Annotated in this window: 19 protein-coding genes; 15 read left to right on the forward strand and 4 right to left on the reverse strand. The window is 52.1% G+C overall.

Annotation, left to right across the window (positions count from 1 at the left end; genetic code table 11):
* The first annotated feature begins 236 nt into the window (after positions 1–236).
* The 6 genes from dmsA to ACX1CU_RS08665 all read left to right on the forward strand — a co-directional run bounded on the left by dmsA (position 237) and on the right by ACX1CU_RS08665 (position 6651).
* On the forward strand, positions 237–2690 hold the full coding sequence (dmsA, locus tag ACX1CU_RS08640) for a dimethylsulfoxide reductase subunit A (protein WP_459402161.1): 2454 nt from the start codon (positions 237–239) through the stop codon (positions 2688–2690).
* A 10-nt stretch (positions 2691–2700) separates the two neighbouring features.
* Positions 2701–3318 carry a DMSO/selenate family reductase complex B subunit gene (locus ACX1CU_RS08645; RefSeq protein WP_459402162.1) on the forward strand — a complete coding sequence of 206 codons (618 nt, stop codon included), beginning with the start codon at positions 2701–2703 and terminating at the stop codon, positions 3316–3318.
* A gap of 1 nt (position 3319) precedes the next feature.
* The gene (locus tag ACX1CU_RS08650; protein WP_459402163.1) at positions 3320–4180 is read left to right on the forward strand and encodes a DmsC/YnfH family molybdoenzyme membrane anchor subunit; all 861 of its coding nucleotides are present in this window, start codon (positions 3320–3322) and stop codon (positions 4178–4180) included.
* A 47-nt stretch (positions 4181–4227) separates the two neighbouring features.
* Positions 4228–4836, forward strand: a complete 609-nt coding sequence (gene dmsD, locus ACX1CU_RS08655; RefSeq protein WP_459402164.1) for a Tat proofreading chaperone DmsD — start codon at positions 4228–4230, stop codon at positions 4834–4836.
* A complete protein-coding gene (gene napF / locus ACX1CU_RS08660) occupies positions 4836–5390 on the forward strand; it encodes a ferredoxin-type protein NapF (RefSeq protein WP_459402165.1) in 555 nt (184 codons plus the stop codon). The genes dmsD and napF overlap by 1 nt, the downstream gene beginning before the upstream one ends.
* Positions 5391–5508: 118 nt before the next feature.
* Complete coding sequence (locus ACX1CU_RS08665) at positions 5509–6651, forward strand: MFS transporter (RefSeq protein ID WP_459402166.1); 1143 nt, start codon at positions 5509–5511, stop codon at positions 6649–6651.
* 227 nt (positions 6652–6878) lie between these two features.
* Here ACX1CU_RS08665 and pflA read toward each other — a convergent pair whose 3' ends face one another.
* The 4 genes from pflA to ycaO form a co-directional block, all read right to left on the reverse strand.
* Complete coding sequence (pflA, locus tag ACX1CU_RS08670) at positions 6879–7619, reverse strand: pyruvate formate lyase 1-activating protein (RefSeq protein ID WP_459402167.1); 741 nt, start codon at positions 7617–7619, stop codon at positions 6879–6881.
* A gap of 320 nt (positions 7620–7939) precedes the next feature.
* Entirely contained in the window at positions 7940–10222 is a 2283-nt protein-coding gene (gene pflB, locus ACX1CU_RS08675; protein WP_459402168.1) for a formate C-acetyltransferase, read from the reverse strand.
* A 59-nt stretch (positions 10223–10281) separates the two neighbouring features.
* The gene (gene focA, locus ACX1CU_RS08680; protein ID WP_459402169.1) at positions 10282–11142 is read right to left on the reverse strand and encodes a formate transporter FocA; all 861 of its coding nucleotides are present in this window, start codon (positions 11140–11142) and stop codon (positions 10282–10284) included.
* 453 nt (positions 11143–11595) lie between these two features.
* A complete protein-coding gene (gene ycaO, locus ACX1CU_RS08685) occupies positions 11596–13353 on the reverse strand; it encodes a 30S ribosomal protein S12 methylthiotransferase accessory factor YcaO (protein WP_459402170.1) in 1758 nt (585 codons plus the stop codon).
* Positions 13354–13502: 149 nt separating this feature from the next.
* On the opposite strand from ycaO, the gene ansB reads away from it, so the two are divergent.
* The 9 genes from ansB to lpxK all read left to right on the forward strand — a co-directional run bounded on the left by ansB (position 13503) and on the right by lpxK (position 26564).
* Positions 13503–14549, forward strand: coding sequence for an L-asparaginase 2 (gene ansB, locus ACX1CU_RS08690; protein WP_459402171.1), 1047 nt, complete (start codon positions 13503–13505; stop codon positions 14547–14549).
* 284 nt (positions 14550–14833) lie between these two features.
* Complete coding sequence (gene serC / locus ACX1CU_RS08695) at positions 14834–15919, forward strand: 3-phosphoserine/phosphohydroxythreonine transaminase (RefSeq protein ID WP_459402172.1); 1086 nt, start codon at positions 14834–14836, stop codon at positions 15917–15919.
* Between the two features lie 109 nt (positions 15920–16028).
* Positions 16029–17315: a 3-phosphoshikimate 1-carboxyvinyltransferase gene (gene aroA, locus ACX1CU_RS08700; protein ID WP_459402173.1), complete on the forward strand. Its 1287-nt coding sequence runs from the start codon at positions 16029–16031 to the stop codon at positions 17313–17315.
* Positions 17316–18363: 1048 nt separating this feature from the next.
* A complete protein-coding gene (cmk, locus tag ACX1CU_RS08705) occupies positions 18364–19053 on the forward strand; it encodes a (d)CMP kinase (protein ID WP_459402174.1) in 690 nt (229 codons plus the stop codon).
* Between the two features lie 193 nt (positions 19054–19246).
* Complete coding sequence (gene rpsA / locus ACX1CU_RS08710) at positions 19247–20923, forward strand: 30S ribosomal protein S1 (protein ID WP_076942236.1); 1677 nt, start codon at positions 19247–19249, stop codon at positions 20921–20923.
* 62 nt (positions 20924–20985) lie between these two features.
* Entirely contained in the window at positions 20986–21270 is a 285-nt protein-coding gene (gene ihfB / locus ACX1CU_RS08715; protein ID WP_004928264.1) for an integration host factor subunit beta, read from the forward strand.
* Between the two features lie 253 nt (positions 21271–21523).
* Complete coding sequence (locus ACX1CU_RS08720) at positions 21524–23803, forward strand: ComEC family protein (RefSeq protein WP_459402756.1); 2280 nt, start codon at positions 21524–21526, stop codon at positions 23801–23803.
* A gap of 35 nt (positions 23804–23838) precedes the next feature.
* Positions 23839–25587: a lipid A ABC transporter ATP-binding protein/permease MsbA gene (gene msbA / locus ACX1CU_RS08725; RefSeq protein ID WP_459402175.1), complete on the forward strand. Its 1749-nt coding sequence runs from the start codon at positions 23839–23841 to the stop codon at positions 25585–25587.
* A complete protein-coding gene (gene lpxK / locus ACX1CU_RS08730) occupies positions 25587–26564 on the forward strand; it encodes a tetraacyldisaccharide 4'-kinase (protein WP_459402176.1) in 978 nt (325 codons plus the stop codon). Before msbA ends, lpxK begins: the two co-directional genes overlap by 1 nt.
* Position 26565: the final 1 nt, after the last annotated feature.

Consider the following 26565-nt stretch of genomic DNA (forward strand, 5'->3'; position numbering starts at 1 on the left):
GAGTTTGAAATAAAAATCATTATCACTAAGGCCATTTATATCAACGAATTATTGATTGTGAACAAAGTGAAACTACCTCTTTAGGAGGATAGTTTCGCTGTTCGCAGGCCACTATAAAAACGCTTTCGCCTGCGTGTTTGAAGCCGATCTGCTTTCAGAATTCCGTAACCCTTTGATTGCAGATTTTCTTGTTGCCATACCAATGGCTAACTGAAGCAACCCAGAGCGAAACAAATATGAGCGAATCCGAAAAAAAACCATTGCCCGGCCTACGGTGCTCGCGGCGAGAACTGGTTAAGAACAGCGCTATCGGTGGGCTTGCACTCGCCGTTGGCGGGGTCTCCCTGCCGTTCAGCCGCCAAGCGGGTGCTGAAACCTCTTCAACGACCCCTGCCACCACGCCACCCGATGAGAAAGTAGTGTGGAGCGCCTGTACGGTAAACTGCGGCAGCCGTTGCCCGCTGCGTATGCACGTTGTCGATGGCGAAATCAAATATGTCGAAACCGACAACACCGGCAACGATGCATACGAAGAACTGCATCAGGTGCGCGCCTGCCTACGTGGGCGCTCGATGCGCCGCCGCGTGTACAACCCCGATCGTCTGAAATATCCGATGCTGCGGGTGGGCAAACGGGGTGAAGGCAAGTTCAAACGCATCAGTTGGGATGAAGCCTTCACGCTGATCGGCGATAACCTGCAACGCATCATCAAAGATTATGGCAACGAAGCCATCTACCTGAACTACGGTACCGGGACGCTGGGTGGCACCATGACCCGCTCCTGGCCGCCGGGCGCTACGCTGATTGCTCGCCTGATGAACTGCTGTGGCGGTTATCTGAACCACTATGGCGACTACAGCACGGCCCAGATTGCCATGGGCCTGAACTACACCTACGGTGGTTGGGCCGATGGCAACAGCCCGACCGATATCGAAAACAGCAAGCTGGTGGTTATGTTCGGTAACAACCCCGGTGAAACCCGTATGAGCGGTGGTGGCGTCACCTATCTGCTGGAGCAGGCGCGTGAGCGTTCGAATGCGCGCATGATTGTTATTGATCCGCGTTATACCGATACCGCCGCCGGGCGCGAAGATGACTGGATACCGATCCGCCCCGGCACCGATGCGGCACTGGTGGCCGGGTTGGCGCACGTGCTGATTACTGAAAATCTGGTCGATCAACCTTTCCTGGATAAATATTGCGTCGGTTATGACGAGAAAACCTTGCCTGCCGGTGCACCAGCTAACGGCCACTACAAGGCGTATATCCTGGGCCAGGGTGAAGACGGCGTGGCAAAAACGCCCGCCTGGGCCGAGCAGATTACCGGTATCCCGGCCGCTCGCATCATCCAGTTGGCGCGTGAAATCGGCAGTGTGAAACCGGCTTATATCTGCCAAGGGTGGGGGCCACAGCGCCAGTCCAACGGCGAACTGACTTCCCGCGCTATTGCCATGTTACCAATTCTGACCGGTAACGTAGGGATTAATGGCGGTAACAGCGGGGCGCGTGAAGGGTCTTACGGTTTGCCGTTCGTGCGGATGCCGACCTTGGAAAACCCGGTGAAAACCAGCATCTCGATGTTCCTGTGGACCGATGCCATCCTGCGCGGGCCGGAAATGACCGCCAAACGCGATGGGGTGCGCGGCAAGGATAAGCTGGATGTGCCGATCAAGTTTATCTGGAACTATGCCGGTAACTGCCTGGTTAATCAGCACTCGGAAATCAACCGGACGCACGATATTTTGCAGGACGACAAGAAGTGCGAAATGATCGTGGTGATCGACAACCATATGACGTCGTCAGCAAAATACGCTGACCTAGTACTGCCGGATTGCACCGCTTCCGAACAGCGGGATTTTTGCCTGGATGCCTCAAGCGGCAATATGGACTACGTTATTTTTGCCGATCAGGCCATCAAGCCGCGTTTTGAATGCAAGAATATTTACGACATGACCAGCGAGATCGCCCGCCGTATGGGGGTTGAGCAGGAGTTTACCGAAGGCCGCACTCAGGAAGAGTGGCTGCGCCATCTTTACCAGCAATCCCGCCAGAAAATCCCGGCGTTGCCTGACTATGAACAGTTCTTGCAGCAGGGGATCTTCAAACAGCGCGATCCCGATGGCCACCATGTGGCGTACAAAGCGTTCCGTGCCGATCCGCAGGCCAACCCGCTGACCACACCTTCCGGCAAGATCGAAATCTATTCCGCTGAGCTGGCGAAACTGGCGGCTACCTGGGAGCTGGCAAAAGACGACGTAATACATCCATTACCGATCTACGCGGCAGGTTTTGAAAGCCTCGACGATCCGTTGAGCAGCAAGTATCCGCTACAGATGACCGGTTTCCACTATAAAGCGCGCACTCACTCCACCTACGGCAATGTGGACGTGCTGAAAGCCGCTTGCCGCCAGGAAATGTGGATCAACCCGATTGATGCGAGCGTGCGCGGTATTGCTAACGATGACCTGATCCGCATTTACAACGATCGCGGCGAGGTGCGCATTAACGCCAAGGTAACGCCGCGTATGTTACCGGGCGTGGTCGCGCTGGGGGAAGGGGCCTGGTATTCGCCAGACGGCAGCCGTATCGATCATGCTGGCAGTATAAACGTACTGACCACCCAGCGTCCTTCGCCGCTTGCCAAAGGGAACCCTTCTCATACCAACCTGGTGCAGGTCGCCAAACTGTAAGGAGTAGCTGATGACTACGCAATATGGATTCTTTATCGATTCAAGTCGTTGCACCGGCTGCAAAACCTGCGAGCTGGCCTGTAAGGACTATAAAAACCTGACGCCGGACGTCAGCTTCCGCCGCATTTATGAATATGCCGGGGGGGACTGGCAGCAGGACGGCGATAGCTGGCACCAGAACGTGTTTGCCTATTATCTGTCGATCGCCTGTAACCACTGCGAAGATCCTGCCTGTACCAAGGTGTGTCCAAGCGGGGCGATGCATAAGCGCGAAGACGGTTTAGTGGTGGTCAATGAAGAGATTTGTATCGGTTGCCGCTACTGCCACATGGCCTGCCCGTATGGCGCACCGCAGTACAATGCGGCAAAAGGCCATATGACCAAGTGTGACGGTTGCTATGAGCGCGTTGCCGAAGGGAAAAAACCAGTGTGCGTGGAGTCTTGTCCGTTACGTGCGCTGGATTTTGGCCCAATCGACGAACTGCGCAAACAGCATGGCACTTTGGCTGAAGTGGCTCCGTTACCGGCAGCCCATTTCACCAAGCCTTGTATCGTGCTGAAACCGAACGCCAACAGCCGCCCAAGTGGTGACACTACTGGCCATCTGGCCAATCCGAAGGAGGTTTAAAATGGGTATGGGATGGCATGAATGGCCGCTGATGGTGTTCACCGTATTAGGGCAGTTCGTGGTGGGCGGCTTGATAGTCATGGGGCTAGCGTTGATCGCCGGGAATCTGACCGATCGTCAGAGCAAAGCGGTACATGGCACGATGTTTTTCCTATGGCTGCTGATGGGCATTGCGTTTGTTGCTTCGGTGCTGCACTTAGGAACGCCGTTGCGCGCTTTCAACTCGCTAAACCGCATTGGTGCTTCGGCGTTGAGCAACGAAATTGCCAGCGGTGCGCTGTTCTTTGCGGTAGGTGGCCTGTACTGGCTGTTGGCCGTGCTGAAAAAACTGCCGCAGTCGTTGGGGAAAATGTGGCTGGCAGTGACCATGATACTGGGCTTGCTGTTTGTCTATGCTATGACTCGCGTCTACCAGATCGATACGGTACCGACCTGGCATAACGGCTACACCACCCTTAACTTCTTCCTGTCGGTACTGATCGGTGGGCCGTTGCTGGGCGTGTTGCTGTTGCGCGCTGCCGGGCTGGAGGTTGCTGGGCGTTACCAATTGGTGATGCTGAGCGTGCTGGCGCTGTTGCTCAGCCTTTGTTCTGCGTTGTTGCAAGGCAGTGAACTGGCGACGATCAGCAGCTCGGTACAACAAGCTTCGGCACTGATCCCACAATACGGCCAACTGATGGTTTGGCGGTTGGTATTGCTGGTGTTGGGGCTGGGTTGCTGGATTTGTCCGCTGTTGCGCCGTGGCAATGCGGGTGTGATGGGGCTGACCTTGGGCTTTGTGTTAGTCTTTGCCGGTGAGTTGATTGGCCGTGGTGTGTTCTACGGCCTGCATATGACCGTTGGCATGGCAGTTGCCGGCTGACGTTTAACCTGGGCGCAGCGTGCTGCGCCTCTGGAGAAGCCCTAGTTATGATGCTTGAGAAAATCGCGTTAACCGGCCGAGTGCTGGGTATTTTGCTGTATGCACCACCGGAGAGCAAAGAGAGCCAGCCATTACTGGCGACATTGCAGGATCCACAGTGGGCTGTGGAATGGCCGTATGAAGGCTGCGAGGAGGCTGCTGCCTTGATCGCTGAGGGGATGGCAGAAGATCAGCCGGAGACGCTGGCAGACGCTTATCAACGCCTGTTTGTTGGCCCTTATGCGTTACCTGCGCCACCTTGGGGTTCCGTATATCTGGATAAAGAAAGCGTGCTGTTTGGTGACTCGACGCTGCGTTTACGCCAGTGGCTGCGGGCGAATGGCATCGAAGCACAGCGCGAGCATAATGAGCCGGAAGACCATATCGGGACGTTGCTGATGATGGCGGCCTGGCTGGCGGAAGAGCACCAGCAGGCCATGGTGAGTGGGCTGCTGGCACAGCATCTGCTGCCGTGGGCACCACGTTATCTGGAGCTGTTGCAGCAACACGCCGGGCATCCGTTCTACCAGGGGCTGGCACAGTTGGCGCAAGTCACGCTGGCCGCTTGGGCGGCAGATTGCCCAGCGCCAATAGCTACGCGGGATCTGTATTTCTGATGAAAAGTAATCAGCAACTGACACCGCAAGGCACTAGCCGGCGCAGGTTGCTGACGGGCTGGATGGATCGCAGTAAACGCCAGCCAGAACCTCTGACACTGCCTGCGGTGGCTCGTCCGCCGCAGGCAGTGCCCGAACCGTTATTCAGCGCGCTGTGCGATGGCTGTGGTGCCTGTGTGAACCATTGTCCGTATGGTTTATTACATGTCGATCAGGGTAAGGCCGCGTTGAACATCGATTTTACCGAATGCGATGCCTGCCGGAAATGTACCTCAGCCTGCCAAACGGGAGCGCTGCGCGAGCAAATGCCCTGCGATACCCTGTTGCGCCCGCAGATCAGCCTGAGCTGCCTGGGGCGGCAGGATAGCTGCCGGATGTGTACGATTAACTGCCCGCAGCAGGCGCTGGCTTTCGGCATTTCTGCCGCTGGCGATCGCCAATTGCAGTGCGACAGCGAGCGTTGCAACGGCTGTGGCTTATGCAAGCTATCCTGTTTCCACGGGCATATTTCGCTTTCCCCGCTCGGTGAGAAATCGTTACCCGAACAGGCGTAACCGCAGATTTCGCGCATGACCAAACATATTGTGCGGTTATCACTTAGCCACCGATTGACTTTTTTATCGCCAGTGGCATGATGCGCGCACTCTTAGCGCGTTCGGTTTCAAATTCACTATGTCCGCATATTCCCGCCCAGTGCTGTTATTGCTCTGCGGCCTGTTGTTGCTCACGGTTTCTATTGCCGTGTTGAATACCTTAGTCCCCCTTTGGTTAACTCATGCTCAATTGTCAACCTGGCAAGTGGGGATGGTCAGTTCTTCTTACTTTACCGGCAACCTGGTCGGCACGCTGATTGCGGGCAAACTGATCAAACGCATTGGTTTTACCCGCAGTTACCATTTTTCCTGCCTGGTGTTTGCCGTAGCGACTGCCGGTATGGCGCTGTCTCTCGACTTCTGGAGCTGGATGGGCTGGCGTTTTTTTGCCGGGGTAGGGTGCGCGTTGATCTGGGTGATCGTCGAAAGTGCCCTGTTGCGCAGCGGTAATCTGAGCAACCGTGGCCAACTGCTGGCAGCCTATATGATGGTTTATTATCTGGGGACGGTGGCCGGGCAATTGTTGCTGGGCATGGTGTCTACCGAACTGCTGAATGTAGTGCCTTGGGTGACGGCGATTGTCATCGCGGCCATGTTACCGATGCTGTTTGCCCGCGTGAACAACCAGGATGACGAACCGCAGCAGATTGCCGTTTGGCCAATGTTCAAGCGCCGCAGCGCGCGGCTGGGGATCAATGGCTGTATTATCTCTGGCATGTTGCTCGGTTCACTGTACGGTTTGATGCCACTTTATCTGGCTCATCAGGGCATGAGCGATGCCAACGTGGGATATTGGATGGCGCTGCTGGTCAGTTCGGGGATTGTTGGGCAATGGCCGGTAGGGCGGATGGCCGATCGCTATGGTCGCCTGCTGGTATTACGCATTCAGGTGTTTGTGGTGATCCTCGCCAGCATCGCGATGCTGGGTAACTATGCCATGGCACCTACGCTGTTTATCCTCGGCTGTGCCGGTTTTACCCTTTATCCGGTCGCCATGTCCTGGGCCTGTGAAAAAGTAATGCCGCATGAGCTGGTGGCGATGAATCAGGCGCTGCTGATGAGCTACACCATCGGCAGCCTGCTGGGGCCATCAATGACTTCTATGCTGATGCAGAATTATTCCGATCGGCTGCTGTTTGTGGCGATCGCCGCCGTGGCGTTGATTTACTTGCTGATGTTGCTGAGAAAGCCAGATCGTCATCAGACACCGCTGGCGGCCTGAAAATAAAAAACCGGCATGAGCGTAATGCTTGTCAGTTAAGGCTAACCAGTTCCCTCTCCCTTGGGGAGAGGGTTAGGGTGAGGGGACGAACACCGCACTACAAGCCCCTCACCCCGGCCCTCTCCCACGGGGCGACTCCTTTAGCCATTGCGCATGATTATGCAGTTTTGCGCTTAACTGACCGGCATTAGGCATGAGCGCCGGTTTTTCGAACCAACCAATGCCGATCAATAGATCACTTTATGGCCGTAGCTTTCCAGGATCCCTTTAACGCGATCCATGGTGTCGGCTTTTGGTGGGCGGACGCCGTCCAGTTTGTATTCCTCGCCCATCGCCACCCATTTATGCTTGCCCAACTCGTGGTAAGGCAACAGCTCGATCTTCTCGATATTGGTCATGTCTTTGGTGAATTCACCGAGCAAGTGCGTTGATTGATCGTCGTCTGACCAGCCTGGCACCACCACGTAGCGGATCCAGGTGCGCTGATTACGCTTGGCCAGATAGCGGGCAAACTCCAGCGTACGATGGTTGGAAACCCCCACCAGATTCTGGTGAATATCATCGTTCATCTGCTTCAGATCGAGCATCACCAGATCGGTAACGTCCAGCAACTCATCAATCACCGGATCGTAACGGCGCACAAAGCCGTTGGTATCCAGACAGGTGCTGATGCCTTCCTGGTGGCAGGCACGGAACCAGTCGCGCACGAACTCCGCCTGCAGAATGGCTTCACCGCCGGACGCGGTGACACCGCCGCCGGAAGCATTCATAAAATGACGATAAGCGACGGTATCGGTCATCAGTTCTTCTATGGTGACTTCTTTCCCGCCGTGCGTGTCCCAGGTGTCGCGGTTATGGCAATACAGGCAGCGCATCAGGCAGCCCTGGAAGAAAACAATAAAGCGGATACCGGGGCCATCAACGGTGCCACAGGATTCGAAGGAGTGGATGCGGCCTTTTAACGACATTGCGGGGTTCTCTCCAAAATTGACTGTCAAACGCAGTCTAAAATTAGGCTGGTAACCACCAGACAGGTATCAGCGATGCGGCAACAGAGCAGGCCCGGCGCCGGAATGAAACGATTCCTGTTGGTCGGTTACTTGCCGGGTAACTGTTTTGCCGGATATCCATTCATTATAACCCCTTCCGCCAGCAAGCGGCTTGAGACTTATGGGATCTAGCTATCTGGCAAAACAGACTCGTGTAACGTTGAGTATTAAAAAGGCCGGAATATCCGGCCTTGGTATTTTTCCAGTGGGCGGAGTGACCCGACCACTGGCAGCGTGAATTACATCGACTGAGTGAAAGTACGGGTAATCACGTCTTGTTGCTGTTCTTTAGTCAGCGAGTTGAAGCGCACCGCATAACCGGATACACGGATGGTCAACTGAGGGTATTTCTCAGGGTTTGCCATCGCATCCAGCAGCATTTCACGGTTCATCACGTTAACGTTCAGATGCTGACCGCCTTCGATGGAGGCTTCGTGGTGGAAGTAACCATCCATCAGGCCTGCCAGATTGGCTTTACGCACGTCATCATCTTTACCCAGCGCGTTAGGCACGATGGAGAAGGTGTAAGAGATACCATCTTTCGCGTAGGCAAACGGCAGTTTGGCGACGGAGGTCAGAGAGGCAACCGCACCTTTCTGATCGCGGCCGTGCATCGGGTTAGCACCTGGGCCGAATGGAGCGCCTGCACGGCGGCCATCTGGGGTGTTACCGGTTTTCTTACCATACACTACGTTCGAGGTGATGGTCAGAACCGACTGAGTCGGCACCGCATTACGGTAGGTACGCAGTTTCTGAATTTTCTTCATGAAACGTTCTACCAGATCGCAAGCGATATCATCGACGCGCGAATCGTTGTTACCGAACTGCGGATATTCACCTTCGATTTTGAAGTCAACGGCCAGGCCGTCTTCATCACGGATGGTGGAAACTTTGGCGTACTTGATGGCAGACAGGGAGTCAGCGGCAACGGACAGGCCCGCGATACCACAAGCCATGGTGCGATAAACATCACGGTCGTGCAGTGCCATCAGCGCAGCTTCGTAGCTGTACTTGTCATGCATGTAGTGAATGATGTTCAGCGAGGTCACATACTGCATGGCCAGCCAATCCATAAAGTGGTCCATGCGCTCCATGACTTTGTCATAGTCCAGCACGGTATCCATCATTGGCGCTTCTTTCGGGCCAACCTGGATTTTCAGCTTCTCATCAACGCCGCCGTTGATCGCATACAACATGGTTTTTGCCAGGTTGGCACGCGCACCGAAGAACTGCATTTGCTTACCGACCACCATTGGGCTGACGCAACAGGCGATGGCATAGTCATCGTTGTTGAAGTCTGGGCGCATCAGATCGTCGTTTTCATATTGCAGGGAGGAGGTGTCGATAGACACTTTCGCTGCATATTTTTTGAAGTTCAACGGCAGCTTTTCAGACCACAGAATGGTCATGTTTGGCTCTGGTGACGGCCCCATGGTGTACAGGGTGTTCAGGAAACGGAAGCTGTTTTTGGTGACCAGCGTACGGCCATCAACGCCCATACCGGCCAAAGACTCGGTTGCCCAGATTGGGTCGCCAGAGAACAGTTCATCGTATTCTGGGGTACGCAGGAAACGCACCATACGCAGCTTCATCACCAGGTGGTCGATCAGTTCCTGCGCCTGCGCTTCGTTCAGTTTACCGGCCTTGATGTCGCGCTCGATGAACACGTCAAGGAAGGTGGATACGCGGCCAAAGGACATGGCTGCACCGTTCTGGGATTTAACCGCGGCCAGGTAGCCGAAGTAGGTCCACTGCACGGCTTCTTGTGCGGTTTTAGCCGGGGCAGAAATGTCATAGCCGTATTTGGCCGCCATTTCTTTCATCTGGGCCAGTGCGCGGTGCTGTTCAGCAATCTCTTCGCGCAACTGGATGGTCATTTCCAGATCTTCGCCTTTTTCCAGCCTGCTCTGCAGAGACTTGAATTGGCCCAGCTTGTCAGCCATCAGGAAGTCGATACCGTACAGCGCAACGCGACGGTAGTCACCGATGATACGACCACGGCCATAAGCATCTGGCAGGCCGGTCAGCACGCCGGATTTACGGCAGTTCAGGATGTCTTTGGTGTAAACATCGAATACGCCCTGGTTGTGGGTTTTACGGTATTCGGTGAACACTTTTTTAACTTGTGGATCCAGTTCACGGCCATAAACTTTGCATGAACCTTCAACCATCTTGATGCCGCCGAAGGGGATCAGCGCGCGTTTCAGAGGGGCATCGGTCTGCAAACCGACGATGGTTTCCAGATCTTTGTTGATGTAGCCCGCATCATGAGAAGTCACGGTAGAAACAACGTTGGTATCGAAATCAACTGGCGCATGGGTGCGGTTCTCCAGTTTGATCCCTTCCATAACCTTGTCCCACAGGGTGGTAGTAGCCTGACTTGCGCCAGCCAGGAAGGATTCATCACCCTCGTAAGGAGTGTAGTTTTTCTGGATGAAGTCACGCACGTTGACTTCTTTCTGCCAGTCACCTTCGCTGAAACCTTGCCAAGCGTTAGCTAACTTCTCGTTAAGTTCGGTCATTATACACCTACCTTCTAATGTGGATTTCTTTGTAAACCCGGCGCGTGCCAGCCGACAGATTAGTGCTTCTGTTCGCTATCACGCAGATAAATTACCCAATAAGTCAACCCAACCAGCAGACCGCCACCAATGATGTTGCCAATGGTAACGGGAATCAGGTTGTCGATGATGAAGTTGCTTACGGTCAGATGAGCAAACTGCTCAGGTGCTGCCCCTACGGCTTGCCAAAACTCCGGCGTGGCGAAGTGCTTAACCACGATACCCATAGGGATCATAAACATATTGGCGATGCTGTGTTCGAAGCCGCTGGCCACAAACATGGCTACCGGCAGGATCATGGCGAACATCTTGTCCATCAGACTACGGCCAGAGTAGCTCATCCATACGGCCAGACAGACCATCAGGTTAGCCAGAATGCCAAGGCATACGGCTTCAATAAAGGTGTGATGCAGTTTATGGTCAGCGGTCTGCAAAACATTCAGGCCCCATAGGCCATTAGCTGCCATATATTGGCCAGAGAACCAGATCAGGGCGACAAAGATCAGTGCGCCGAACAGATTACCAATATAGACGTTCAGCCAGTTGATCGCTAATTGCCGCCAGGTGATGCGGCCACTGGCTTTAGCAACTACGGTCAGCACGGTGGAGGTGAACAGGTCTGCGCCGCAGACCACAACCAGCATTAACCCCATGGAGAAGCAAATCCCCCCCACCAGTTTGGCCAGGCCAAAGGGAATGCCTGCGGTGCCGGTGGTAGCGGTGATATAGAAAACAAAGGCGATAGAAATGAAGACGCCGGCAGTGATCGCCAAATAAAACGTTTTTAGCGGATGCTTGGTGGCTTTATACACTCCCGCATCTTCGGCGATTTTCGCCATTGCGGCAGGTAACAGCATATCGAAGGGGTTGTCAGCTCTCACACTAACTCTCACTTTTAAGGGTTAAAACAATGCAATGAGATACTAGCAAAGCAGTATAGGGTAAAAATTGACTTGGATCATCACGGGGGGAAGTAAAACGGTGAAAAACCGTAAAATTCATGGGGTTAATTGGGTTAGTGTGTTGATTTTTAAATAAAAAATAATTTTTAATCTTTACAAATAATTTTGAAGTATTAACGTTTTATCGCCGCTTCAGCGTTAATTTTTTGTACTTATTGTCGCTTTTTCATCAATAATGCTTAATTGATGGTTAATTATTATTTAACCCCTGCGCAACAATTATAGAATTATAGGCTCGGATCGTTGAAAAGCGCTTATTTAGCGAAACAAATGAAATGTGATTTAGCGTAATTAACGACCAAAATAAACCGGGAAATGCAGAATGCTGAGAATAATCACGCTGGCAAGTTTCTGCCAGCGTGCTAGTAACACTTATGCCCAGTGGCGGCGTTTCGCTTTCTGCAACTTTTCGTAAGCGGCCAGCAGCGCCTGGTGAGCAGGCAACGCTTGCAAGTCGCTGTCGATAGCAAACAGGCCGTTGAAACGTTCTTCACCGCTCATCGCGGCCGAAGCGGCATCGACTGCGTCCTGGCCGTACATCTTCACAAACGCCGTGTGATACTGGGCCGGATCGCGCTCTGGCTCCAGCGCCAACAGCAGCAGCGTTTGCAGACAACGATAGTAGTTGCTGCGTTCTGGGGTAAAGATCGACGCGTTAAACTCCTGCGTCCACTCCGCCCAGATCAGCGCCTGATCGAGATCGCCACCCGCCAATGCCAGCATCGATTTCAGTTCGCCCACGCGCAGCGTATACCAGGCATTATCTTTACCCGATGCGATGCCCAGCAGCTCGCGCACGCGGGTGAAATCGTCCAGACCTTCATCATCCAGCCGCTGGATCAGCGCCAGATACTCTTCCGGCTCCCATTCGCTGCCCGGCAGTTGCAGCAAGGTCTCGCGCAGGTGTGCGCCCATGCTGCTATTCGCCAGCAGCAGATCTTCTGCCGGGTAGATATCAGACATGCCAGGCACGATGATACGGCAAGCGTAAACGTCCAGGTGCTCGTAATCCGCAATGTACACCTCGGCACCTTCTTTATCGAAGATGCTCATCAAGGTGGCGAACTCTTCTTGCGTGCTGCCGCTGAAACTCCAGTCGACAAACGGATAGTCGGCATCCTGTTTGAACATATCCCAGGAAATCAAACCGCTGGAATCGATGAAGTGGGTTTCCAGGTTGGCATGTTCAGCCACTTCTTCATCATCAAAGGTTGGTGCGGTAAACACGTCCAGATCTTTTAGGCTGCGGCCTTGCAGCAGTTCGGTCACGGTGCGCTCCAACGCCACGCCAAAATCAGGGTGAGCGCCAAAGGAGGCGAAACAGGTGCCGTTGGCCGGGTTGAACAGCACCACACAGATCACCGGATAGTTACCACCCAACGAGGCATCATAAGAGAGGATCGGGAAACCTTCGGCTTCCAGTTTGGCGATAGCTTCAACCACGCCAGGATAGCGGTTAAGCACGTCGGCCGGGATCTCCGGCAGGCTGATGGATTCGGCGATAATGCGGTTTTTCACATAACGCTCAAACACCTCAGAAAGGCCCTGAACCCGCGCCTCGTTTGCGGTATTACCGGCCGACATGCCGTTGGACACATACAGGTTGCCAATGATATTCATCGGAATATAAACGGTTTGCTGGTCAGACTGACGAGTGAACGGCAGGGCACAGATTCCACGATCGCCGTTACCCGATTGCAGATCGATCAGATCGCTTGCGACCAGTTCCTGTTCCGGATCATAGAAGGCGTGCAGACGTTCATCGAGGATACCCTGTGGCAGCGCGTTATCTGTCGGGATTGGGAACCATTTCTCGTTCGGATAATGCACAAAATCGCCATCGGCAATCTGTTTACCCAGATAGAAATCAGCGAAGAAATAGTTTGTGGACAGGCGCTCGAAATATTCGCCTAGCGCAGAAGCCAGCGCTGCTTTTTTGCTGGCACCTTTACCGTTGGTGAAGCACAGCGGGCAATCGCGATCGCGGATATGCACCGACCAGACGTGCGGAACCGGATTCAGCCAGGAGGCCTCTTCGATGTTGAAACCCAGATCGGTTAATTTCTGCTGAAAACGGGCGATAGAGTCTTCCAGCGCAGCGTCTTTGCCAGGGATAAAAGTTTGCGTCATTGTCTTCACTTATTTGGGCGTACTAAAAACGTGCAATGATACGGGGTTTTCCCCTTAAGCTCCACGTATTCCTAAAGCTGTGCAAATATCACAGTTTTTATAAGAATAAAGTCCATAATTCAGCGAGTTATCAATCATGGAGAAACGTAATGAAATCAATGAAACTCAGCGTATTGGCACTTTTGCTGGCGGGGGCAAGTGGTTCCGCCCTGGCTTTACCTACGATCACGCTGTTGGCGACCGGTGGTACGATCGCGGGTGGGGGCGAGTCAGCGACGCAGTCTAATTACACTGCTGGGAAATTGGGCGTGGAAGCCTTGGTCAAAGCGGTGCCAGAGCTGAAAAATGTGGCCAATGTGCAGGGCGAACAGTTGGTGAATATCGGTTCGCAGGATATGAACGATGAAGTCTGGCTCAAGCTGGTCAAGAAAATTAATGCCGACTGCGGCAAAACCGATGGTTTTGTGATCACCCATGGTACCGATACGCTGGAAGAAACCGCCTATTTCCTCGATCTCACGGTCAAATGCGATAAACCGGTGGTGATCGTCGGGGCGATGCGCCCGGCAACTGCCATGAGCGCCGATGGTCCATTTAACCTGTATAATGCGGTGGTGGTGGCGGCAGATCCGCAATCCGCCAAACGCGGCGTGCTGGTGGCGATGAACGATACCGTGCTTGATGGCCGCGACGTGACCAAAACCAGTACCACCGCAGTGCAAACCTTCCAGTCACCGAACTTTGGCCCGTTAGGGTACATCCATAACGGTAAAGTGGATTATCAGCGTTCACCGCAGCGTAAACACACCACCGAAACGCCGTTTGACGTCAGTAAAATGAACGAACTGCCAAAAGTGGGCATTATCTATAACTACGCCAATGCTTCCGACGCGCCAGTCAAAGCGTTGATCGCCGAGGGATATCAGGGGATCGTCAGCGCCGGTGTCGGTAATGGCAATCTGTATAAAACGGTGTTTGATACGCTGGCTACGGCCGCGCACCAAGGTGTGGCGATTGTGCGCTCTTCCCGCGTACCGACAGGTTCTACCACCGAAGATGCGGAAATAGATGATGTTAAATTCGGTTTTGTGGCCTCAGGTACGCTGAACCCGCAAAAAGCGAGAATTTTGCTACAGTTGGCACTAACGCAAACCAAAGACGCTAAACAGATCCAGGCGATGTTTAATCAGTATTAATCGCCGTTTAATTCGGGGGCGCTAAGCCCCCGTAATTCAGCATAAACCCCCGTGCTAACCCACTGAATCAACCCCTATCACAGCGTTTTATCGCAGGAAAAAACGGTGGGACGGCAGAGCCTGTTACCGGCAGTCTGAACAGTTTCCCGCTCTCGGACGAATAAGCATTGCAGGAGCGTTACGTGAGTGATAAAACTCGAAGGAGTTGGTTAACACTTGCGTTAACTTCGGGCGTATTTCGACAGGCCGGTTTGTGCGGCGAACAGTGAATGTGGTGAGGGGAAATGACTCAGGTTTATAATTTTAGCTCTGGCCCGGCAATGCTGCCGGTTGAAGTGTTGCGTCGTGCAGAACAGGAACTGTGTAATTGGCATGGTCTCGGTACTTCAGTGATGGAAATCAGCCATCGCAGTAAAGAATTTATTGAGGTTGCCGAACAGTCCGAACAGGATCTGCGCGATCTGCTGAAAATCCCCGCCAACTATAAAGTGCTGTTTTGCCACGGTGGTGCGCGCGCACAATTTGCGGCGTTGCCGCTGAATCTGCTGGGTGATAAGACGACTGCCGATTATATCGACGGTGGCTATTGGGCGCACAGCGCCGTTCTGGAAGCCGAGAAATACTGCAAGCCGAATGTGATTGATGTAAAAACCACCGTAGGTGGTTTAAACGGCATCAAGCCGATGAAAGAGTGGCAACTGAGCGATAATGCCGCTTATGTGCATTACTGCCCGAATGAAACCATTGATGGCGTAGCGATCGATGAAACGCCTGATTTCGGCGATAAAGTGGTGATTGGAGATTACTCTTCTACCATTCTTTCCCGTCCGTTGGATGTCAGCCGTTTTGGCATGATCTACGCCGGTGCGCAGAAAAATATCGGTCCCGCTGGCCTGACGCTGGTGATCGTGCGTGACGATCTGCTGGGTAAAGCACGCCGCGAAGTGCCTTCGATCCTTGATTACACCGTGTTGGCAGAGAACGGTTCGATGTTCAATACGCCGCCAACCTTTGCCTGGTATCTCTCTGGCCTGGTTTTCAAATGGCTGAAAGAACAAGGTGGCCTGGTAGAAATGCAAAAACGCAACCAGGCGAAAGCCGAACTGCTGTATACCACTATCGATAAATCCGATTTTTACCGTAGCCAGGTCGCGCTTGCCAACCGTTCGTGGATGAACGTGCCGTTCCAGCTCGCCGACCCGGCGTTGGACAAAGTGTTCCTCAGTGAAGCAGAAGCTATTGGCCTGCAAGCGTTGAAAGGCCATCGTGTGGTCGGTGGTATGCGTGCTTCTATCTACAATGCAATGCCGTTGGTTGGCGTGAAAACTTTGACCGATTTTATGGTCGACTTTGAGCGTCGCCATGGTTGATTGCCGTTGCCTGCGCTAAGCAGGTAACATATTACTCAGTGGCTTAAAGCGGCTCCGGCATGATCCCCGGGGCCGTTTCGTTTATCAGATTCTGGAGAGCTTTATTCACATGGTGGATTCCCTGACGTTACAACCGGTGGCTTTGATCGACGGCACCGTCAATTTACCCGGTTCAAAGAGCGTTTCTAATCGTGCTCTGCTGCTGGCTGCGCTGGCCCAAGGGACGACCCGGCTTACCAACCTGCTGGACAGCGATGACGTGCGCTATATGTTGAACGCGTTGCAGGCGTTAGGGGTGAGCTATCAACTTTCTGACGATCGTACAACCTGTTGTGTTGAGGGCGTTGCGGGGCCATTGGTGGCCAAGCAGCCACTGGAGTTGTTTCTCGGTAATGCGGGTACGGCGATGCGTCCGTTGGCAGCAGCGCTGTGCTTGGGCGCTGGCGATGTAGTCTTGACCGGTGAACCTCGCATGAAAGAGCGGCCGATTGGCCACTTGGTGGATGCTTTGCGCCAAGGTGGGGCACAGATAGATTACCTTGAGCAGACCGACTACCCGCCAGTGCGCCTGCGTGGTGGTTTCTGTGGTGGTGATGTCAGCGTTGATGGCAGTGTTTCCAGCCAGTTCCTGACCGCATTGCTGATGATGGCACCTTTGGCACAACAGAATACTGCCATTCATATCAAAGGTGAGCTGGTCTCCAAACCCTATATCGATATCACGCTGCATCTGATGAAAACCTTCGGTGTTGAAGTGACGCACGATAATTATCGTGTGTTCCATATTAGTGGGCAGCAGGGCTATCGTTCGCCCGGGGATTATCTGGTAGAAGGCGACGCCTCTTCCGCTTCTTACTTCCTGGCAGCGGCCGCAATTAAGGGCGGCAAAGTACGTGTAACCGGTATCGGTAAAAAAAGCGTGCAAGGTGATACCAAATTTGCCGACGTACTGGAAAAAATGGGCGCACGTATCACCTGGGGCGATGATTTTATCGAGTGCAGCCGTGGTGAACTGAAGGGTATTGATATGGATATGAACCATATCCCGGATGCGGCGATGACGATTGCCACCACTGCACTGTTTGCCGCAGGGCCGACCACTATCCGCAATATCTACAATTGGCGGGTGAAAGAGACCGATCGTCTGGCGGCGATGGCCACCGAATTGCGCAAAGTCGGCGCTGAAGTGGAAGAGGGTGAGGATTACATTCACGTTGTGCCGCCGAGCAAACTACATTTCGCTGAAATCGGCACTTATAACGATCACCGGATGGCGATGTGTTTTTCACTGGTCGCGCTGTCTGATACGCCGGTGACGATCCTCGATCCGAAGTGTACCGCGAAAACGTTTCCAGATTATTTTGAACAGTTTGCGCGTATCAGCAAGCTGGCTTAAGTGTTGAAAACTTTGTGATTCAAGGCCCTTGATTGGGCCTTTTTTGTACCCTGCGGTTGAATTGCCATATTTTTTTAAGGTTTATCTTATTGCCGCAAAACGTTCAGTGTGAATGTAAGTGTTACATAAGAGAAGTATTATGTTTGAATTGATTTTTAACATGTTAACAATGAATCCATTATTAAAATCCATTATTAAAATCCATTATAAAATAAGTTATAAATATCATTTTTTAACTTTTATTAGATTATTATTCTTTTTTTATGGGATTATTTTTCTTAATTTTCTTTGATTTTATTATATCCATTTGTTTTTATTGACTTTATATGATTTTATCTTTTGAGGTTACTGTTTAAATATTAATGTTATTAATGTTTACTATGGGGAGAGGGAGAATGTAAGGAGGTAAGTGATGGCGTTTATAGGGATGGTGGGCATATTGATGATTATCGTATATATATCCATCGCTTTTGAGGTTGACAGGAGAAGGAAGAATTATCTTAGTCCTAGCAGTAGGTATTTGTATAAAGGAAGGCGTGCCAATATAAAGAAAAGGTGCTCAAGGTTAGTAAAAGTGCTGCTTTTCAGTACATGACTATTTCATTTCTCCAGACCCTTTCGATATTGCGGTCTTAATGACTTCAGCCAATAAAGCCTGCTGGTGTAGACGAAGAAGTCCCGAATAATCTCGGGGCTTTTTTTGTGCCTGAATTTAGTAATATCTTATTGGGAATGTCTTAATTTTGGACGTTTTTGCTATAAAAATAGATTTTTTTGAGATAATCTTTTGTGTGATGGCCGTGTTGGCGCCAAAGTAGAGGCGCAGCCAGGTGGAATGTGCGGCGTGTTGCACCTTCTCTAAATACATTTCTGCACATCAGTGGCCTTATTTTCAACAACTAGACCGTTCTGGGGTAACAGTAAGCGGTCTAGGCGCGTATAATACGCCACCGAATCCGCCCTTGACCGGGCAGATAGCAGGGATGTTTTACCCTTTGCCATTGCAGAGGTGCATCCCGGAGAGGTTTTCTACCTGAAGGAGAGATAAATGACGGCTACAGCCCCGGTGATAACCGTTGATGGGCCCAGTGGTGCAGGTAAAGGCACGCTGTGTAAAGCACTGGCCGAGTCCCTTGGGTGGCGTTTGCTGGATTCGGGCGCGATTTACCGTGTTCTGGCTTTGGCTGCGCTGCATCACCAGGTGGATATCGCTTCTGAAGAGGCATTGGTCCCTCTGGCCGCACATCTCGACGTCCGCTTTGTTGCTCAGGACGGCAAGCTGCAGGTTATTTTGGAAGGTGAAGATGTCAGCAATGAGATCCGCACTGAAACGGTCGGCAACACCGCTTCACAGGCGGCGGCATTTCCTCGGGTGCGTGAAGCCTTGCTGCGCCGCCAGCGTGCGTTTCGCGATATGCCTGGTCTAATTGCGGATGGCCGAGATATGGGCACCGTAGTGTTCCCTGACGCACCTGTGAAAATTTTCCTTGACGCCAGCGCTGAAGAGCGGGCGCATCGCCGTATGCTACAGTTGCAGGAAAAGGGCTTTAATGTTAACTTTGAACGTCTTTTAGCCGAGATAAAGGAGCGGGATGACCGCGACCGTAATCGAGCTATTGCGCCACTGGTGCCGGCTCTTGATGCCCTCGTGCTGGATTCTACCAGCATGTCGATCGATGAAGTCATCCAGCGGGCGTTGGCATATGCACATGAAGTCTTGGCGTTGCCGCAGCAATAAGCGCGGCGGCGTTATTGGTTTTTTGTCATATTTGTCATTGTATTGCATGGTAGTATCTGAATATATCGGGTAAAATTTTACCCCTGTAACCTAAACCCTGTTGGCATGGAGCCTATGACAGGGTATGTGAAACAACCCCATTCGGCGGGATGCTAAATGGACGTTAAACTAAAGAACCCTGAAGATTAACAACATGACTGAATCTTTCGCTCAACTCTTTGAAGAATCCCTGAAAACAATCGAAACCCGTCCGGGTTCCATCGTTCGTGGCGTTGTTGTTGCTATCGATAAAGATGTCGTACTGGTTGACGCCGGTCTGAAATCTGAATCTGCCATTCCGGCTGAGCAATTCAAAAACGCACAGGGCGAACTGGAAATCCAGGTTGGTGACGAAGTTGATGTTGCGCTGGACGCTGTTGAAGATGGCTTCGGTGAAACTCTGCTGTCCCGTGAGAAAGCTAAGCGTCACGAAGCTTGGATCACGCTGGAAAAAGCTTACGAAGAAGCTGAAACTGTCGTCGGTATCATCAACGGCAAAGTGAAGGGTGGCTTCACTGTAGAGCTGAACGGTATTCGTGCGTTCCTGCCAGGTTCTCTGGTTGACGTGCGTCCGGTTCGCGACACTCTGCACCTGGAAGGCAAAGAGCTTGAGTTCAAAGTTATCAAGCTGGACCAGAAGCGCAACAACGTTGTTGTTTCTCGTCGTGCAGTCATCGAATCCGAGAACAGCGCAGAACGCGATCAACTGCTGGAAAACCTGCAGGAAGGCATGGAAGTTAAAGGTATCGTTAAGAACCTCACTGACTACGGTGCATTCGTTGATCTGGGCGGCGTTGACGGCCTGCTGCACATCACCGATATGGCTTGGAAACGCGTTAAGCATCCAAGCGAAATCGTCAACGTTGGCGACGAAATCACTGTTAAAGTGCTGAAGTTCGACCGCGAACGTACTCGTGTTTCTCTGGGCCTGAAGCAACTGGGCGAAGATCCATGGGTCGCTATCGCTAAACGTTACCCAGAAGGCACCAAGCTGACTGGACGTGTGACCAACCTGACTGATTACGGCTGCTTCGTGGAAATCGAAGAAGGCGTTGAAGGCCTGGTACACGTTTCTGAAATGGATTGGACCAACAAAAACATCCATCCGTCCAAAGTTGTTAACGTGGGCGATGTAGTGGAAGTGATGGTTCTGGACATTGACGAAGAGCGTCGTCGTATTTCCCTGGGTCTGAAGCAGTGCAAAAACAACCCATGGCAGCAGTTCGCAGAAACCCACAACAAGGGCGACCGTGTTGAAGGTAAAATCAAGTCTATCACTGACTTCGGTATCTTCATCGGCCTGGACGGCGGCATCGACGGCCTGGTTCACCTGTCTGACATCTCCTGGAACGTTGCAGGCGAAGAAGCAGTTCGTGAATATAAGAAAGGCGACGAAATCGCAGCGGTTGTTCTGCAGGTTGACGCAGAGCGCGAGCGTATCTCCCTGGGTGTGAAGCAACTGGCTGAAGATCCATTCAATAACTACCTGTCTATGAACAAGAAAGGTACTATTGTTACGGGTAAAGTCACTGCAGTTGACGCCAAAGGTGCTACAGTTGAATTAGCAGGCGGCGTAGAAGGTTACCTGCGTGCATCTGAAGCCTCTCGCGACCGCATTGAAGATGCAACTCTGGTTCTGAATGTTGGTGATGAAGTTGAAGCTAAATTCACCGGCGTTGACCGTAAGAACCGCGTTGTAAGCCTGTCCGTACGTGCGAAGGACGAAGCTGACGAGAAAGATGCAATTGCTACGGTTAACAACAGCAAACCGGAAGAAAGCAACTTCTCTAACGCTATGGCTGAAGCCTTCAAAGCGGCTAAAGGCGAGTAATGACGGGGGGCGGTTTCTGGCCGCCCCGATACGGTAGTTTAGCTGCAAAGCTTGGAGGTACTATGACCAAGTCTGAACTTATTGAAAGACTTGCTGGCCAGCAATCTCATATTCCGGCGAAGGCCGTTGAGGATGCCGTGAAAGAAATGCTTGAGCACATGGCTGCTACACTGGCCGAGGGTGAACGCATCGAGATCCGCGGATTCGGCAGTTTTTCTCTTCACTACCGTGCTCCGCGCGTTGGTCGTAATCCTAAGACGGGTGACAAAGTCGAGTTGGACGGCAAGTACGTTCCTCACTTTAAACCAGGTAAAGAGTTACGTGACCGCGCCAATATCTATGGCTAGTCTCTGACTATCCATAGCGTTGTTGCTTGTAAAGAATATGAAACGGTGCCTTCAGGGTGCCGTTTTTTTTGCTTTTAGATCCTCCTATTCCCCTTTTCTGTTTCACCCGAGTTGCGAGCTAATACGTAATAAGGCTGCAAATGCAATGCTTGGAAGCAATAGCTTGCGTGCTGTTTCCATACATTGAAATCCGTTGCTGGCAGTTATTCCCCAGATAATTAATCTCTAGCCCAGCACAACGGGGTAGATAATGATGATGGCTATCAGGATTTCAGTCGATATTGCAGCAATAGCGCTAGTACTAGGGATGTTACCCCTGCTTTTTTTACCGCAGTTACCGTCTTCGCAGTTGCTGATCGTACTCCCTATTCTGGCATTGCTGCTGTGGCGGCAAACGCAACAGAAATGGTGCCAATCGCTTTGTTGGTTATTGCTGGGTTTTGTCTTTGCCGCTTTAACTGCCAACAACGTGGTAAAGCAAATGACGTTACTGGCGAGTAGCAATGATGTTGAGGCTATCGTCTCGGTGAGTAGTGTAAAGCTGGAAGGTACGGGGGTGTCGAAAGTGCTTTTACGCATCGAACAGGCTAAAGGGCACCGATTATTTCCTGCGATTTTTTTTACTGCCTACAGGCAGGGAGAAGCCTTGTGTGCAGGCCAGCGGTTAGCAATGAAAGTACGATTTCGGCCAATACATAGCAGCTTGAATGAGGGCGGTTTTGATGGTCAGCGTTGGGCTTTTGCTAACCGGCAGCCGCTCAGTGGCTATATTAAGTCGGCAAAGCTCATTGATGGGCGTTGTGGCTGGCGGCAATGGGTTATCAGCCGGGCAGATGAGCAAATGGGTGCCTTGCCTCACCGTGATATTTTACTGGCTTTGGCGTTTGGCGAGCGGGCATTGATTAGCAGTGAAACACGCGATCTTTTTATCAAAACCGGGATCGCACATTTAATGGCGATTTCTGGCCTGCATATTTCGATGTCTGCAATCCTGTTGTGGGGATTGGTGCGTTTGGTGCAATATCCGATGCCTGCCCGTTATATCGGCCATCGCTTACCTTTATTGATAAGCTGGCTTGCCATGTTGGTCTATGTCTGGTTAGCCGGTGCGCAACCTCCGGCACTGCGAACCGCTATCGCACTGTCTTTATGGCTGGTGCTGCGTTTGCGAGGGATTACCTGTTCCTCTTGGCAAATTTTGTTGTGGTGTGTTTGCCTTATTCTAGTAAGCGATCCTCTGGCAGTGCTGTCAGACAGTTTCTGGCTTTCTGTACTGGCGGTTGCAGCGCTGATTTTTTGGTTCGAATGGGCACCTTTGCCTCAGCATTTTAATTTATCCTGGTTCTGGGCACCGCTTCGCTGGTTGCATATTCAACTGGGTATGACGCTGTTGCTGTTGCCATTACAATTCGGCCTGTTCCATGGTATCACCTGGACCTCGCTTCCTGCGAATCTGTGGGCGGTACCTATTATTTCACTGCTGTCTGTGCCACTGATTTTACTGGCCTTGATGCTTAGCTTTATCCCCGTAATGAGTTCCTTTTTATGGTGGCTGGCTGATATCACCGTTGACTGGGCGCTTTGGCCTTTACCATGGTTGGAGGTTGGTTGGGTGCAGATAGGGGCCACTTTGCTGCAATTCAGTGCTATTGGTTGGTTGATCGTTGCCTGCTGGCGTTTTTATTGGTGGTACAGTTTTCCCGTTGGTTGCCTGGCCGTATTGCTTTGTTGCCAGCTGTGGCGGGAACGGCAGCAGGACTACCGTTGGCGGGTCGATATGATTGACGTTGGCCATGGTTTAGCGGTGATTATCGAGCGCGAAGGGAAAGCGGTTATTTATGACAGCGGAGATGTGTGGGAGAGAACCAGCGCTGCTGAACGGTTTATTTTGCCTTATCTGCGTTGGCGGCAGGTTATTGTAGAACAGATTATTATTAGCCACAGCCATCAGGATCATATTGGTGGGCTACCGGTATTACAGGCTGCGTTCCCACAGGCCAGCGTCCGTTCACCATTAACTCATCAAGGTCATTTATCTTGTATCCAAGGGCAACGATGGTACTGGAGTGGGTTGCATTTTCAGATACTGTGGCCACCACAGCAGAAAAAGCATGCCAATAATGACGACTCTTGTATTGTTCGGATCGATGATGGCAAGCACAGCATTTTACTAACAGGCGATCTAGAACAACGTGGGGAGCAGGAATTGCTCAAGCAGCGTTCAGCTCTACCTACCACTCTTTTACAAGTGCCACATCATGGCAGCAAGACTTCATCATCACCGCCGTTTTTGCGTGCGGTTGCACCGAAACTGGCTGTTGCATCAGCTTCTCGGTATAACACGTGGCGGTTACCAGCAGAAAAAATCATCAAGCGATACCGGGAGAACAATATTACCTGGCGAGATACTGCACACTCAGGGCAGTTGAGTGTGCTATTTTTCGACAACAGCTGGCAGGTTAAAGGCTTTCGTGAGCAATTAATGCCCCGCTGGTACCATCAGCGGTTTGGCGTAGAGGACGATAATGAGTAGAATGGGCCGCTATTTCTTCCGATGCTGGTATCTGCATGATGAATGATAAAGATCTCTCCACTTGGCAGACGTTCCGTCGCCTCTGGCCGATGATCACTCCTTTTAAAGCCGGGCTGATAGTGGCCGCTATTGCGTTAATTTTAAACGCAGCGGGGGACACGCTAATGTTGTCCCTACTCAAACCACTTTTAGATGATGGTTTTGGTAAAACTGATAGCCGTGTCTTGGTCTGGATGCCTCTGGTCGTTATTGGCCTTATGCTGATGCGCGGTGTGACCAGCTTCATTTCCAGCTATTGTATTTCCTGGGTGTCTGGCATGGTGGTGATGCATATGCGCCGCCGCTTATTCGGCCATATGATGAGAATGCCGGTGGCCTTTTTTGACCAGCAATCTACCGGGACTTTATTGTCACGTATCACCTATGATTCTGAGCAGGTTGCTTCGTCATCTTCCAGCGCGCTGGTGACCGTCGTGCGTGAAGGCGCATCGATCATCGGCCTGTTCATCTTGATGTTTTATTACAGTTGGCAGCTTTCGGTCATTCTGATTGTGCTGGCGCCGATTGTCTCTTTTGCGATCCGGATGGTGTCTAAACGCTTCCGCAATATCAGCAAAAATATGCAAAACACCATGGGGCAGGTGACCACCAGCGCCGAGCAAATGCTGAAAGGGCACAAAGAGGTCTTGATCTTTGGTGGCCAGCAGGTGGAGACGGAGCGTTTCAACTCGGTCAGCAACCGCATGCGTCAGCAGGGGATGAAGCTGGTTTCTGCTTCTTCTATTTCTGATCCTATTATTCAGTTGATCGCCTCGTTGGCCTTGGCGTTTGTCCTGTTTGCGGCCAGCTTCCCGAGCGTAATGGAAACCTTGACTGCCGGTACGATTACCGTGGTATTTTCTTCAATGATTGCCCTGATGCGTCCGCTGAAATCACTGACTAACGTTAACGCCCAGTTCCAGCGCGGTATGGCCGCATGTCAGACTCTATTCTCGATTCTGGATATGGAGCAGGAAAAGGATACCGGTACTCGCCAGGTGGAACGTGCCAAAGGGAATATCGAATTCCGCAACGTGACGTTCTGTTATCCAGGGCGGGAAATCCCGGCGCTGCGTGATATCAACCTGAGTATTGCTGAGGGTAAAACAGTGGCGTTGGTTGGGCGTTCTGGTTCAGGCAAGTCGACCATTGCTAACCTATTGACGCGCTTTTATGACGTTCAGCAAGGCGAGATCCTGATGGATGGCCATGACCTGCGTGAATATACCCTAGCCTCATTGCGCGATCAGGTGGCATTGGTCTCGCAGAATGTCCATCTGTTCAACGACACCATTGCCAACAATATTGCCTATGCTCGTGAGCAGCGTTACAGCCGCGAAGAGATAGAGAAAGCGGCTCGAATGGCTTATGCCATGGACTTTATCGGCAAGATGGAGAATGGCCTGGATACGGTTATTGGTGAAAATGGCGTGATGCTTTCCGGTGGCCAGCGCCAGCGTATCGCCATTGCTCGCGCATTACTGCGTGACTGCCCAATTCTGATCCTTGATGAAGCCACCTCTGCACTGGACACCGAATCTGAGCGTGCTATTCAGGCCGCATTGGATGAGCTGCAGAAGAACCGTACCTCGCTAGTGATTGCGCACCGTCTGTCTACCATTGAGAAAGCGGATGAAATCCTGGTAGTTGAGGATGGTCAGATCGTTGAACGTGGTCAGCACGCGGCACTGATTGAGCAACGGGGTGTTTACGCACAGCTTCACCGTATGCAGTTTGGTCAGTAATGATAGAACGTATCTGGTCCGGTAGCTCACCGATTTATCTGCTGTTGCTGCCGCTTTCCTGGCTGTATGGTCTGGTTAGCAGCGTCATTCGGTGCAGTTATCGTGTGGGCTTACGTAAAAGTTGGCGTGCCCCCGTGCCGGTGGTGGTTGTGGGGAATTTGACAGCCGGCGGCAACGGTAAAACCCCTATGGTGATCTGGTTGGTGGAGCATCTTCAGCAGCGAGGCTATCGTGTGGGGGTTGTTTCCAGAGGATATGGCGGAAAATCAGCGGTGTACCCTCTGGTGCTGAATGCTCAAACGACAACGCAGCAGGCCGGTGATGAGCCAGTGCTGATCTATCAGCGTACCGGAGCGCCGGTGGCGATTTCCCCTAAGCGTACTGAGGCTGTTCAAGCATTGCTGCAACAGGGTGAACTTGATGTGGTGATTACTGACGACGGTCTTCAGCATTATGCTTTGCAGCGTGATTTTGAATTAGTGGTTATTGATGGTGTGCGTCGCTTTGGCAACGGCTGGTGGTTACCGGCGGGGCCAATGCGTGAGCGTGCTGCACGCTTGAAGACGGTAGATGCCTGCGTCGCTAATGGTGGCGTTGCGCAACCGGGTGAAATTGCCATGAAACTCCAAGCGCTGGATGCGGTGAATCTGGCGAGTGGTGAACGATGCCCTGCAACCGAACTATCACATGTAGTCGCAATGGCCGGAATCGGTCATCCGCCGCGCTTTTTCGCCACGTTGGAAAAACTGGGTGTTGAGGTTGAAGGTGAAGTCCCATTCGCCGATCATCAGGACTATGCTCTGGCACAGTTGGCGGCGTTGACGAAAGCAGGGCAGACGCTGCTGATGACTGAAAAAGATGCGGTGAAATGTCGTCATTTCGCCCAGCCTGACTGGTGGTATTTACCGGTTGATGCGGTACTGCCTGCCGATCAGGCTGAGCGGTTGTTGCAAGATATCGAGAAACTACTCAAATAAA

The sequence above is a fragment of the Serratia sp. D1N4 genome, assembly GCF_054552755.1.

What these genes read in the sequence shown, in the direction of transcription:
- rpsA (WP_076942236.1), top strand. Translation starts at nt 19,247, where the DNA reads ATGACTGAATCTTTCGCTCAACTCTTTGAAGAATCCCTGAAAACAATC.
- ihfB (WP_004928264.1), top strand. Translation starts at nt 20,986, where the DNA reads ATGACCAAGTCTGAACTTATTGAAAGACTTGCTGGCCAGCAATCTCAT.
- ACX1CU_RS08645 (WP_459402162.1), top strand. Translation starts at nt 2,701, where the DNA reads ATGACTACGCAATATGGATTCTTTATCGATTCAAGTCGTTGCACCGGC.
- pflB (WP_459402168.1), bottom strand. Translation starts at nt 10,222, where the DNA reads ATGACCGAACTTAACGAGAAGTTAGCTAACGCTTGGCAAGGTTTCAGC.
- pflA (WP_459402167.1), bottom strand. Translation starts at nt 7,619, where the DNA reads ATGTCGTTAAAAGGCCGCATCCACTCCTTCGAATCCTGTGGCACCGTT.
- msbA (WP_459402175.1), top strand. Translation starts at nt 23,839, where the DNA reads ATGATGAATGATAAAGATCTCTCCACTTGGCAGACGTTCCGTCGCCTC.
- serC (WP_459402172.1), top strand. Translation starts at nt 14,834, where the DNA reads ATGACTCAGGTTTATAATTTTAGCTCTGGCCCGGCAATGCTGCCGGTT.
- ACX1CU_RS08720 (WP_459402756.1), top strand. Translation starts at nt 21,524, where the DNA reads ATGATGGCTATCAGGATTTCAGTCGATATTGCAGCAATAGCGCTAGTA.
- cmk (WP_459402174.1), top strand. Translation starts at nt 18,364, where the DNA reads ATGACGGCTACAGCCCCGGTGATAACCGTTGATGGGCCCAGTGGTGCA.
- ACX1CU_RS08650 (WP_459402163.1), top strand. Translation starts at nt 3,320, where the DNA reads ATGGGTATGGGATGGCATGAATGGCCGCTGATGGTGTTCACCGTATTA.
- ACX1CU_RS08665 (WP_459402166.1), top strand. Translation starts at nt 5,509, where the DNA reads ATGTCCGCATATTCCCGCCCAGTGCTGTTATTGCTCTGCGGCCTGTTG.
- dmsD (WP_459402164.1), top strand. Translation starts at nt 4,228, where the DNA reads ATGATGCTTGAGAAAATCGCGTTAACCGGCCGAGTGCTGGGTATTTTG.
- dmsA (WP_459402161.1), top strand. Translation starts at nt 237, where the DNA reads ATGAGCGAATCCGAAAAAAAACCATTGCCCGGCCTACGGTGCTCGCGG.
- ycaO (WP_459402170.1), bottom strand. Translation starts at nt 13,353, where the DNA reads ATGACGCAAACTTTTATCCCTGGCAAAGACGCTGCGCTGGAAGACTCT.
- lpxK (WP_459402176.1), top strand. Translation starts at nt 25,587, where the DNA reads ATGATAGAACGTATCTGGTCCGGTAGCTCACCGATTTATCTGCTGTTG.
- ansB (WP_459402171.1), top strand. Translation starts at nt 13,503, where the DNA reads ATGAAATCAATGAAACTCAGCGTATTGGCACTTTTGCTGGCGGGGGCA.
- napF (WP_459402165.1), top strand. Translation starts at nt 4,836, where the DNA reads ATGAAAAGTAATCAGCAACTGACACCGCAAGGCACTAGCCGGCGCAGG.
- aroA (WP_459402173.1), top strand. Translation starts at nt 16,029, where the DNA reads ATGGTGGATTCCCTGACGTTACAACCGGTGGCTTTGATCGACGGCACC.